10 protein-coding genes and 1 pseudogene are annotated in these 12136 nt (G+C 24.9%); 10 read left to right on the forward strand and 1 reads right to left on the reverse strand.

Annotated elements, in window-relative coordinates:
* Positions 1 to 3: 3 nt before the first annotated feature.
* The 10 genes and pseudogenes from IR151_RS15350 (at position 4) to IR151_RS15390 (ending at position 11390) form a co-directional block, all read left to right on the forward strand.
* The gene (locus IR151_RS15350; RefSeq protein ID WP_227436093.1) at positions 4 to 843 is read left to right on the forward strand and encodes a prephenate dehydrogenase; all 840 of its coding nucleotides are present in this window, start codon (positions 4 to 6) and stop codon (positions 841 to 843) included.
* 367 nt (positions 844 to 1210) lie between these two features.
* Positions 1211 to 1888: pseudogene (locus IR151_RS20520) on the forward strand (cache domain-containing protein); the annotation flags it as partial.
* Between the two features lie 54 nt (positions 1889 to 1942).
* Complete coding sequence (locus tag IR151_RS20525; protein ID WP_413927369.1) at positions 1943 to 3295, forward strand: putative bifunctional diguanylate cyclase/phosphodiesterase; 1353 nt, start codon at positions 1943 to 1945, stop codon at positions 3293 to 3295.
* A gap of 33 nt (positions 3296 to 3328) precedes the next feature.
* Positions 3329 to 6778 carry a diguanylate cyclase domain-containing protein gene (locus tag IR151_RS15360; RefSeq protein ID WP_227436105.1) on the forward strand — a complete coding sequence of 1150 codons (3450 nt, stop codon included), beginning with the start codon at positions 3329 to 3331 and terminating at the stop codon, positions 6776 to 6778.
* Between the two features lie 16 nt (positions 6779 to 6794).
* The gene (locus tag IR151_RS15365; RefSeq protein ID WP_227436106.1) at positions 6795 to 7532 is read left to right on the forward strand and encodes a YdcF family protein; all 738 of its coding nucleotides are present in this window, start codon (positions 6795 to 6797) and stop codon (positions 7530 to 7532) included.
* 278 nt (positions 7533 to 7810) lie between these two features.
* Positions 7811 to 8122: a DUF6442 family protein gene (locus IR151_RS15370; RefSeq protein ID WP_227436109.1), complete on the forward strand. Its 312-nt coding sequence runs from the start codon at positions 7811 to 7813 to the stop codon at positions 8120 to 8122.
* 15 nt (positions 8123 to 8137) lie between these two features.
* Complete coding sequence (locus IR151_RS15375; protein ID WP_227436111.1) at positions 8138 to 8467, forward strand: DUF6442 family protein; 330 nt, start codon at positions 8138 to 8140, stop codon at positions 8465 to 8467.
* A gap of 11 nt (positions 8468 to 8478) precedes the next feature.
* Positions 8479 to 8688: a helix-turn-helix transcriptional regulator gene (locus tag IR151_RS15380; protein WP_227436112.1), complete on the forward strand. Its 210-nt coding sequence runs from the start codon at positions 8479 to 8481 to the stop codon at positions 8686 to 8688.
* A 1133-nt stretch (positions 8689 to 9821) separates the two neighbouring features.
* Positions 9822 to 10844 carry a M56 family metallopeptidase gene (locus IR151_RS15385; protein WP_227436114.1) on the forward strand — a complete coding sequence of 341 codons (1023 nt, stop codon included), beginning with the start codon at positions 9822 to 9824 and terminating at the stop codon, positions 10842 to 10844.
* A gap of 198 nt (positions 10845 to 11042) precedes the next feature.
* The gene (locus IR151_RS15390) at positions 11043 to 11390 is read left to right on the forward strand and encodes a cupin domain-containing protein (RefSeq protein ID WP_227436116.1); all 348 of its coding nucleotides are present in this window, start codon (positions 11043 to 11045) and stop codon (positions 11388 to 11390) included.
* 130 nt (positions 11391 to 11520) lie between these two features.
* Here the strand turns inward: IR151_RS15390 and IR151_RS15395 are convergent, their stop codons facing one another.
* Entirely contained in the window at positions 11521 to 12000 is a 480-nt protein-coding gene (locus IR151_RS15395) for a hypothetical protein (protein ID WP_227436118.1), read from the reverse strand.
* Positions 12001 to 12136: the final 136 nt, after the last annotated feature.

Consider the following 12136-nt stretch of genomic DNA (forward strand, 5'->3'; position numbering starts at 1 on the left):
ATAATGAATATTGTTGTTGTAGGATTAGGAGTTATAGGAGGTTCTTTTGCTAAGGCATTGAAAAAAGCTGGATATGAAGATGTGTTTGGAGTAGATATAGATTCTGAAACTCTGAAAAAAGCAGAAGAGTTAGAAATCATCAAAAAAGGATGTACTACAGGGAAGGAATTTTTCAAACAAGCTGATTTGATTATATTATCTATATATCCTAGATTAATTGTAACTTTTTTAGAAAATAATAAAGAGTATTTTAAAAGAGGAACTATAATTACTGATACCACAGGAATAAAAGAAGTTCTTATAAATGATGTCTTAAAAATTATTCCAGATGATATAGATTTTATATTTGGTCATCCAATGGCAGGTAGAGAAAAAAAGGGAATTGATTTTGCGAGTGATGAGGTATTTAAAGAAGCAAATTATATAATTACTCCAACTGGCAGAAATAATATAAAAAACTTGGAGTTTGTTGAGAATTTAATTTTAGAGATAGGATTTAAAAGAGTAAAAAAATTAACTGCACAAAAACATGATGAAATGATAGCTTTTACATCTCAATTACCTCATGTAATGGCAGTTGCTCTTATAAATAGTGATGAAGAAGGTAGAGATACAGGCAAATTTATTGGAGATAGCTATAGGGATTTAACTCGTATTGCAAATATGAATGAAGACCTATGGAGTGAACTTTTTTTAGGAAATAGAGATAATTTATTAAAATCTATAGAAAATTTTGAGATGGAAGTGAATTTAATAAAAGAGGCTATCTTTAATAATGATAAAAATAAACTTGTTGAATATTTTAAAACATCTTCAGTAAGAAGAGAGTATTTAGAAAAATAGACTCTTATTTAAATTATATAAATTTAAAATTACATGTAAGTGGGTATAAATATAAACAATAACATATTTAATCATATTAGTCTTATTGTTACTAATGTAATTAAATATGCTATTGCTGTATTTATACCCTTAATTTTATTATCCTATAAATAATACTTATTTAATATGTTCTTTATTAACAATTTATAAAACTCAATTGTAAAAAAGAGTTTTTAATAGTAAAATAAAGTGAATCAACTAAATATAACTAGTGGAGAGGGTGAGGTGTAGCTACTTGAAATATAGTAGGCAAATATTAAAAAGTATATTAATAGCATTTATGGTACTATTCTTTTTTAGTGTATTTGCGTTTTTTTATATAAGTAATATGGATAATGTATTAGAATATGAGACAAAGAATTATTTATCAGAAATTAGTGAAGAGAGTAAGATTGCAATTAATAGTAAGTTGAAAAGTAATTTAAATGAATTAGAAAGTATTTCTAAGTTTTTAGAAATAGAAGATAATTTTAATTTAGAAAAAACTTTAAAAATCTTGGAATCATATAATAAAAATAGTAACTATAATAACATTGGTATGATTTTACCTAATGGCAAAGGCTATGCTAAAGGTATTTTTGGAACAGATTTTTCAGATAGGGATTATTTTAAGTTGGCCATTAAAGGTACAGCTAATATATCAAAGCCTTTAATAGATAAAGATACTGGAAAATTGACGAAAACATATGCAGTCCCATTATACAATAATGGTAAAATTGTTGCTGTTATTGCTGCTGATTATGATGTTGAGTTTGTATCTGAGTTTTTGTCTATTTCAACTTTTAATGGTGAAAGTTTTTCACTTATATGTGATAGTAATGGTGAAATAATTATACCATCTTATCACAAAAATTCAAATTCAAATATTACAAATCTTTCACAAGTTAATTTTAAAAAAGCATTTACTTTTAAAAATATGAAAATATCGGATAAAGGAGTAGTAGAGGCTAAAGAATCAGGAAAAGAAATCTATATGGCATATACTTCTTTAGGAATAAATGACTGGTTTATAATATCAATCGTTCCAAAGATAGTTGTATCTAAAAAGCTAAACAATTTAATGATGATTACAATTATTGGATGGATTATACTTTCATTTTTGTTTTTAGGTGTTATATTGTACATATTATATTCAAAAGCAAAGAGTCAAAAGACTATAGAAAAAATAGCATATACAGATCTTGTAACTGGTTATTCAAATTGGCGAAAATTTGAATCAGATGCTATAAATTTACTAAAGAAAGCATCACAAAATGATAAACATGCAATGGTAACATTTGATATTGATAAATTCAAGGCAATTAATGATATATATGGCCATAAAAAAGGCAACTCAATTTTAAAAGATATTGCAGATACATTAAATAATATGACTCATGATAATGAGACTTTTGCTCGTGTTAGTTCTGATAATTTTAATATCTTATTAAAATATAATACAAAAGAAGATATAATAAATACTATTAAAAAAATCATTATTAGTAATGACTTTGTAAATTTGTCTTTTGGAATCTATGAAATTAAGGATAAGAACTTATCTATAAGTGCATATAGTGATAGAGCTTCACTTGCGAAATTATCAATAAAAAACAATAGAGATATAAATTTTGCTTTTTTTAACGATGAGTTAAGGGATAAGTTATTACTTGAAGATAAAATAGAGAAAGAAATGGAATATGCACTTGAAAATAATCAATTTATAATGTACTTACAACCAAAATACAATATTAAATCAGATAAATTTTGTGGAAGCGAGGCACTGGTTAGATGGCAATACACAGAAAAAGAATTTATATATCCAAGTGATTTTATTCCTATATTTGAAAAGAATGGTTTTATTACAAAAATTGATATGTACATACTAGAACAAGCTTGCAAAGAAATTAGAACTTTATTTGACAAAGGTATTTTACCTTTACCTATATCTGTGAACTTTTCAAGAGTTGACTTTTTAAAAAAAGATTTTATCACAAAAATAGTTAATATATGTGATAAATATAAAATACCATATAGTTTAATAGAAATTGAAATTACTGAATCTAGTATGTTTGGTGATACGGACACTCTATTTGATGTAAGTAGAAGACTTCAAGATATTGGATTTATAATTTCAATGGATGATTTTGGGTCAGGATATTCTTCTGTAAATATGCTTAAAAATATACCTTTAAATGTAATTAAATTAGATAGAGGCTTTTTTATTGATGATAAGAATATTGATAAAAGTCAAATTGTTATAAAAAGTATAGTTTCGCTTATTAAACAATTGGGAATAAGAGTCGTTGCTGAAGGAATTGAAACAAAAAGTCAGGTGGAAATGTTAAGGGAAGCAAATTGTGACATTATTCAGGGTTATTATTTTTCAAAACCATTACCAGTTAAAGAGTTTGAGAAATTAGTCTATAAAATATAGGTCAATAAATTTTAATTTGGAGGTGGTAAGTAAGTGATAAGAGCAAAATCGTTGAAAAGCGTAATGAGTATTATATTAATATTTTTATTCACAATAATTTCTTTTTCTGATTTTGCATTTAAAACTAATGTTCAAGAAGAAGAAAACAATAAAGTTAGTTTAAAAGAAATATCTTTACAAAGTTCTAATGCTATAAAAATAAAGCTAGACAGTTCATTATCATTTGTTAAGAGTATAGCGAATATGGTTTCATATTTTGATACTATAGATAATCCTGAGATAATCCCGTTATTAGCTAAAATATCAAAAGAATCTGATTTTCAAAGAATATCAATTGCTTCTCCTAATGGAATAAGTCGTACTAGCGATGGGAAAGTTGTTGATATATCAAATTACCAATATTTTAAGAAAGCTATTAGTGGAGACAGTAACATATCTGAAGTAGTAAAATCTCCTATTGATGGAAAAGATACTTTTGTTATAGCTACACCTGTATACAAAGAAAATAAAGTGATTGGTGTTTTATATGGTTCATACTATAATGATAAATTAGCTGAATTCATTGACATAACAAGTTTCAACAGTGAAGGATATATAGATATATTTGAATCTAGCGGACAATTTGTTTTGAAATCTTCACATACAAATGCTATAGTTGGAGCAAGTAGTAATATATACGATATATTCAAGGAAGCTTCTTTTGATGCTGGTTATAGCTATAAAAAAGTATATGAAGATACAAAACATAAAAAGAGTGGATTTATTTCATATAAATACAAAGGTAAAGAACGTTATGCAACATACACACCAATAGGTGTAAATGACTGGTATGTTCTCTCAGTAATACCACAATATACTGTAAGAAAAAATATTGATAAAATAAATCAATTAGCATTTTCTTTAATTTGTAAGGTGTTCTTATTATTTATTGCACTAATAATATATATCTTCTATAAAAATAATAAATCACAAAAGCATATTCTAAAAGCCAATAAGGAAATATCATCTATTACAAATAGCATTCCTGGAGGAGTTCAAAAATGTACTGTTGATGAAAAATTTGAGTTTGAATTTTTAAGTGATGGATTTGTTGATTTGTTTGGTTACACAAGAGAAGAAATAAAAATGCAATTTAATAATAGTTTTTATAAAATAATACACAAAGATGATGTTGAAAGAGTAAAAAAAGAAATCTCTGAACAACTTTATAAAAATAAAACTATTGAATTGGAATACAGAGTTAGAACTAAAAGTGGTGATATAGTCTGGATATCTGATAAGGGGGAACTTATAGTAGAACCTGATGGTAAAAAATATCTTTATTGTGTTACAGTAGATATTACCAAAACAAAACAATTAGAAAAAGAAATGGAACAAAAGAATTTAGAACTTGAAATGGTATCAGAAAATATATTAGGCGGAATACTTATAACAGAATTTGATGAAGATTTTACTATACAATATGCTAACTCTGGTTATCTATCAATGATTGGATATACACGTAAACAGTTAGAAGATGAACTCCAATATAAATCATGTAATCTTGTTTTTTATGATGATAGAAAAAAGATTCTTGAAAATTTAAGACATCAGTTGATTATTGGAAATATCGCTGTAGGTGAATATAGAATAAAGAAATGTGATGGCAAGATGATATGGGTTTCTTTAAAAGGAAGGCTTATTACTGATAGTGATGATAGCAAAAAAGGAATTTGGATTTTAACTGATATAACTGATTTAAAAAATGCAGAACAAAAACTTAGAATTAATGAAGAAAGATTTAGAATTGCATTAAATCAAACATCAAATATTATATTTGAGTATGATATAAATACAAAATCTCTTGTAAATACTAATAAGAGTATGGAAAATTATAATATTGATAAAATAAATGAAAATGTTCCTTATTCCTTAGTTGAAGCAGGAATTATTTATAAAGACTTTAGTGAAGATTTTATAAAAATGTATGAGAAGATAATAAGTGGAGAAAAAACTGCAAGTTGTGTTGTTAAAATAAGAGTTCCAGATCAAGGCTACATATGGAACAAAATTACATTAACTACTATTTTTGATGAAGATGGTAAACCTATAAGAGCTATTGGGATACAAGAAGATATAAGTGAACAAAAAGAAGCAGAAATAAGATATAATCAAGCATACAAATATCATTCCGCTATATTATCAGAAGCAATAATAACCTATGAAATAAATGTATCAAAGGATATTTTTATAAGGGGTAATGAAAATTGGTATCGACAATTTGGAATTAAACCAAGCAATGACTACTCTGAAATGGTAAAATCTATATCAGAGACTGTTATTTATAAAGATGATAAAGAAGTCTTTTTAAATACATTTTTATGTAGACATTTATTAGAAGCCTATAAAAATAATATAAGTGAAATAAAGTTGGAATATAGAAGAATGAATCAAGATGATAAAATGATTTGGGTACTTTGTACAATGCATTTAATAAAAGACTCTATTACGAATGATATAAAAGCACTTGCTTATATTAAAGATATCGACGAACAGAAAAATGAAGAAATTAAATTAAAATTAAAAGCTGAAAGAGATACTTTAACAGGATTATATAATAAGGGTACTACAGAAAATCTTATTAATGATTTTCTAAATTCAGAAGAATCAAATTCAGGAATTCATGCCTTTTTAATTATTGATATAGATAATTTTAAATCAATAAATGATAATTTAGGACATGTTTTTGGAGATAAAGTTTTGTATGAAGTTTCTAAACAACTAAAGCCTATATTTAGAAATAATGATATAGTGGGGCGTATTGGTGGTGATGAATTTATAGTATTCTTAAAGAATATTCAATCTTTTGAAAATGCTAAAAGTAAAGCAGAAAAAATATGTAATATATTTAGAAATTCTTATACTGGAAATAAAAAAACGTATAAGATATCAGGTACAGTTGGAATTTCATTCGTACCAGAACATGGAGCTGTATTTGAAGAACTTTATAAAAAAGCAGACATGGCACTTTATTATGCAAAGAATAAAGGAAAAGATAAGTATTCACTTTATAATGATTGTATATGTGAAAATAAACTTGAAACCGATATAAGTAATGGTAGTGTGAAAGAAGAAAGTCTAAAAGGTGAAATTGAATATGAAGATTCTAATCTATCACTAAAAGAAGTTCTTGATTCTATTGATAATTATATATATATAGTAAATCCGAATACTTATGACCTTATTTTTATTAATAATAAGGTCTCAAATTTAGACTTAGAAATAAAAATAGGAGATAAATGTTATAAATCATTATTAAAATCTAATATTCCTTGTAATAACTGCCCGATTAATGGATTAAAAGAAAATAGAGATTCAAAATTTAAAACAGAGACAAATATATTTGGAGAAAATGTATCAATTGCAAGTTGGATTAATTGGATAGATGGAGAATATAACTGTCTTATAGAGTGCATAGATATTTCTCTATATAAAAACAAATAAAAAGGATTATAGAAATATGATTAATTTAATATTGAGTTTAATATTTATAATTTACTATTTTTATCTTAAAATAGTTTTTGGTGGTATTTCATTTAGTGGATTTTTCTTAGTTATAGGAATACTATTAATTGTTTATCGAATCTTAAAAAAGAAAATTAAAGAAGAGAAGGTTTTTTATAAAGTGCTAAAAATACTAATTAGTGTTTTCTTAATAGTATTCATGATTACTGAAAGCTTAATAATCTTTTATCCTAAAAATAGTTTTGAGACAAAAAGTGATTATCTTTTGATTTTAGGAGCTTCTGTAAAAAAGACTACACCAAGTACTACATTGAAGGGAAGATTAAACACTGCTTTAAAATATTTAAAAGTTAATAGTGAATGCTATGTAGTAGTATCAGGTGGTAAGGGTAATGGAGAAAATATAACTGAGGCAAAAGCTATGAAAGATTATCTTGTTAGAAATGGTATAGATAGCAATAGAATAATAGAAGAAGATAAATCTACAAATACTTATGAAAACTTTAAATATTCAAAGCTAAAGATAGAAGAGCATAGTAGAAAAAGAATAAAAAATATAAAAGTAAAAATTGTAACAACTGATTTTCATGTTCTTAGGAGTAAAATACTAGCATCTAGAAATGAATATAAAAATATTTCTTTTTACGCTAGTAAGTCAAAGCTTTCATTTGTTCCAACATATTATACAAGAGAATTTTTTGCAATATGGAAAACAATTGTTTTTGATAGGTGAAAGTGATATGTGACAAATAAAAATACTAGATATAAATCATAAATTTATATCTAGTATTTTTTATGTAAAAATCCAGTGCAGATTTCAAAGTATGAATTGACCTTGAAGAAAGGCGATAACTGAAAGATAGTAAGGTAAATCATAAAAGCGTGCATTTCTATATAAGATTTGCATACTTTTAATTTGACAATAAAACTTTGCAAAAGTTATTGACAAGTAAACTTGGTAGTGTTATATTATAAATGACAAGTAAACTTGGCAATAAAAGGAGAATATAGATGAATAAAGAAGAAATTTTAGAAAGAAGTAGACAAGAAAAATCGGATGAGGGATATTTATTCGTATTAAATAAAGGTCAACGATATGGAACTTTATTATTTGTAGGTATAATAGTACCGCTCATTATCTTAAATCTTATAAAATTAAGAACAACTGATTTATCCTTATTATTAACTATATTATGGGGCTGGTTAACTGGGAACTATTATGGGAGTTTTAAGGCATTAAATAAAAAGAGTGGCTTTATTATCCTTCTCTCTTCTATTATAACATTGAGTAGTTTTATCTATTACATTACACAAGTATTTTAAGAAAGGGGAATTGATATGAATAAAGAAGCTGTTTTAAACAAGGCAAAATTGGAAAAAAACGAAGAATTTGAAAACACAGTAAGTCAAAAAGCTACTGCAATTGGTTCAATTGCTTTAGCGATTATTTGTGGTGTTGTTTTCGCAGTCAAAGTAGTTGTATCTGACATGAGAGGTCTTGAAAAAGTAACACCATTCTATGATATTTTAGCTGTATTAACTGGCTATGTATCAGTTGTTTATTTTGTTGTTTACAGAAAGATAAATGAGAAAAAATATTTGCTGATAAGTATAGGGGCTTTAATTATTTTTGCACTATGTATTTTTAAATTCATTTATACGTTATAGGTAGAAGTGATATGGAAAAAGAAGAATTGATATTAAAAAATAGTTTGAAAGAAGCAAGGTCAGAAGCAAAATTATCTCAATCAGCATTAGCAAAAATGGTTGGAGTATCACGTAATACTATTAGTTCAATAGAAACAGGACAATTCAATCCTACTGCTAAACTTGCATTGATTTTATGCATTGCATTAGATAAAAAGTTTGAAGATTTATTTTTCTTTTAGGATGGATTAATTTATGAGAATAATAGTATGCCTATTCATAACTATAACTGCGAAAGTATTATTAACTCAACAAAGAAGAAAAGAAGTGAAAAGAGAAGCACTAATCTAAATAGATTGTAATGCTTCCCTTTTTTCTTTAAAGTACTATTGGTAAATATTCATAATATTAATATAAATCACTATGAAAATAATTTCAAGTTTATCTTGATTATTTAAAAATATAAATGAAGCTTTCAAAAATTAATTTAGTTTACATAATATAAATATAGTTAACTTTTTAGATTCGCTTGTAGCTTAAACATCAAATTACACATTTAAATAGATTTTAAGGAAGTTTGTATGAAATATGTATAAAACATCGCGTGGTTTTATAGAGTGCATTTAAAATCCAAAATGCGGAGAGATAAATTTTGGCTGAAATTTATAAAAATGAAATTTATGAATTTAATTAAAAAAATAAAAGAAAAGTTTGCTAAAATAAAAAATAGAAACGCAAGTATTTTTGATGGAAATTTATGCGATACAACGAGTCTTTAATTTGAAAAGGATTTGAATGAAAATAAAATTCGATAAATTCTTTGTGGTAGAAATATGGTATAGCTAAAACAAAAAATATAAAGTTTAAATAATTTAATGTAAAAACTATTTAGAGTGGTAAATTAATATGCTTGATTTCTATAAATTTTAAAAATATAAATACAAATATAATGTTTATGAGAATCCTAAAAAGATGAAAAAATAATAAAAAAAACAAAAAAAATTACTGACATTTCACTGACAAATAAACGATTTATGTTTATACAAGCATTGAAAAAACTATACTATTAAAAAAAGGCATAAAATAATATATTTTATGCCTTTTTTTAATAATATAGTTTTAAGTATAAATTATATTTAATATAATAAATTTTAATTAGCCTAAATAGTTTCGTGATAAACCTGATTTGGTAAGGAGAGAATTAAATAAGTTTATTGGTAAGTATAAGTAACAAAATAATACTGGTAAATTTTACTAATGACAATTATAATTACTTTATACATAAAATTAAATACAAAATACTAATATTGAACTGATTTTTAAAAATTGTTAAATAAACATATTGAAGAATAGATATAATAGGAGAGAAGAGTCTATGAGTTTGATTCTAAGTGATATTTTTAGAACGGTTTTAGTAAGTAATTTATTCCTAATTCTTTTATTAGTATTTAGAATAAGTGTATTTAAAAGATTTAGTAAAAGATTTAATTATTATATCTGGTTTATTGTAGTTATTAAACTCTTGCTACCATTTACATATTATACTTTTACATTTAATACATTGAAATATCAAGATAGTATTAAAAAGATAAACTTAGAAAACTTTAATAATATTTCTATTTCTAAAAGTGGCATTTTAATATTTATTTGGATTATTGGTGCAATAGTATATTTAATTTACAATATTTTGAAATATATAAAACTCAAAAATTTAATTAATGATTTATCTTATGAGATAGATGATAAAGATATAATCAAGCTTTATGAAAATTTATTAAAGGAACTAAAAATAGGTAAAGATATAAAACTTAAATACACTTATGAAGTTGAAACACCTGCATTTTTTGATTCATGTGTTCTTTTGCCACCATGTGAATATACATTAAAAGAACTTGAATTGATATTTAGACATGAACTTATACATTTTAAGAATAAAGACCTTTATATTAAATATTTAGTGTTATTTTTAAAATGTGTTTATTGGTTTAATCCTTTTATGTATATTATGGATAAGATTATAGATTTAGATTGTGAACTTTATTGTGATGAAAGAGTTTTAAAAAATTGTAATATAGAAGAGAAAAAAGAGTATGCTTTAATTATCATAAATATGATGAGAAAAAAATTAAATTATTCAAATAAATTTGTAGCTGGTTTACATCAAAAATCAGATATTCAAAAACGTGTTTATTATATGTTTAGTGAAAAATATAAAGGAAGCACTGTTGTAGTATTGTTTTTATGTTTATTTTCATCAATAATGTATTTAAAATTAGAATTTATCTCTACAAACTTTTTGAATAACTCTATTTCAAATTCAACATATATTGAAAATAGAATCAAAAGTAAACCAACCTATGAAAAAAACATTAGAATAGAAAATCAAGATAATCATTAAATATATGTAATGAAATAATTTCTGTGTTAAAAGGTTAAGATGTAAGTTTAATAAAAACATTAAAAAATTTAATTTATATTAAGGAGTCATAGTTACAAGTAAAAGAATTTTATTCCTATTATGTATAAGGAGAATACTATTTTTTTATATTGGAATAATAATAGTAAATCTATAATATAGAAAAGAGGTATTTATAGTATGCATGAAAATAAAAAGAATCTATTAGATGGAAGCTTAGCTCAATATAATGATGCAGCAGTACCAAAAATACCAGTATTTGCTGGTAATGATATAACTTCAGAAGTTTATTATTTTAAACCTAATCAAGTTCTTAATGCCCATAGACATCCTAATGGTGAACAAATATTTGTGTTCTTAAAAGGAGAAGGGAAAATGAAACTTGGAGAACATGAGTGTGATGTAAAACAAGGTGATACTGTTTTTGTACCAACAGGAGAATGGCATGAAATTACTAATGGAAGCAATGAGGAAATGGTTGCTGTTCAAATTACAAAAATCAATGCTGGAGCAGAATACAGAGGATAGATATATAGGTATATTTACGATACTTTAATTTCTATTTTTTAATATAAACTTTAATCTCAATTATAAAAAGAGTCTTTTAAAAGACTCTTTTTATAATTTTTGTAAGCTTTTAGTTAAAACTGATGCATATTTATTTTATATTTTTTATTGCATTATTTGCAAATTCAGTATTTACTATGTCTTTGTAAGGGGCTTCTTTGTCTAATTCCTTAGCTTCTTTCATAACATCCATTAGTTTATTTAAACCTTCCTCTTTTAATACAGGATTTTGAGACCATGCATCTATTGACTTATATCTATCTACAACTGTTACTAAATCTTCTAGAGATATATCTTTAAAGAAAGGTTGCATAGCTTCGGCGATTTCTTTACTAGGAGCTTTTTGAACCCATAATTGACCTCTATAAACAGCATTTGTAAATCTTTGAATTAAATCTTTATTATTTTTCATGTAAGATCTAGTAGTAGAGTAAGCTGTAAATGGTATTTCTCCAGAATCTTTTCCTATAGATGTTACTATATATCCGCTGCCTTCTTTTTCCATGGCAGTTGCTGTAGGTTCAAACGCTGTTGTAAAGTCACCTTCACCACCTGCAAAAGCCCCAGCCATTACTCCAAATTGGTAGTCAGTCTGTTTATAACATTGAAATATACAATTAATCTTTTGATATAATGGGGTATAGTATTAAAGAAAAATCATCGCATTTTTGATTAGGCTCTTTTTTATATACAACATGGTCAATTAT

Source organism: Clostridioides sp. ES-S-0006-03 (assembly GCF_020662275.1).
Classification (GTDB): domain Bacteria; phylum Bacillota; class Clostridia; order Peptostreptococcales; family Peptostreptococcaceae; genus Clostridioides.

Excerpts from the sequence above, each read along its gene's own strand:
- IR151_RS15350 (WP_227436093.1), top strand. The coding sequence starts at position 4 with ATGAATATTGTTGTTGTAGGATTAGGAGTTATAGGAGGTTCTTTTGCT.
- IR151_RS20525 (WP_413927369.1), top strand. The coding sequence starts at position 1,943 with ATGATGATTACAATTATTGGATGGATTATACTTTCATTTTTGTTTTTA.
- IR151_RS15365 (WP_227436106.1), top strand. The coding sequence starts at position 6,795 with ATGATTAATTTAATATTGAGTTTAATATTTATAATTTACTATTTTTAT.
- IR151_RS15370 (WP_227436109.1), top strand. The coding sequence starts at position 7,811 with ATGAATAAAGAAGAAATTTTAGAAAGAAGTAGACAAGAAAAATCGGAT.
- IR151_RS15375 (WP_227436111.1), top strand. The coding sequence starts at position 8,138 with ATGAATAAAGAAGCTGTTTTAAACAAGGCAAAATTGGAAAAAAACGAA.
- IR151_RS15380 (WP_227436112.1), top strand. The coding sequence starts at position 8,479 with ATGGAAAAAGAAGAATTGATATTAAAAAATAGTTTGAAAGAAGCAAGG.
- IR151_RS15385 (WP_227436114.1), top strand. The coding sequence starts at position 9,822 with ATGAGTTTGATTCTAAGTGATATTTTTAGAACGGTTTTAGTAAGTAAT.
- IR151_RS15390 (WP_227436116.1), top strand. The coding sequence starts at position 11,043 with ATGCATGAAAATAAAAAGAATCTATTAGATGGAAGCTTAGCTCAATAT.
- IR151_RS15395 (WP_227436118.1), bottom strand. The coding sequence starts at position 12,000 with ATGGCTGGGGCTTTTGCAGGTGGTGAAGGTGACTTTACAACAGCGTTT.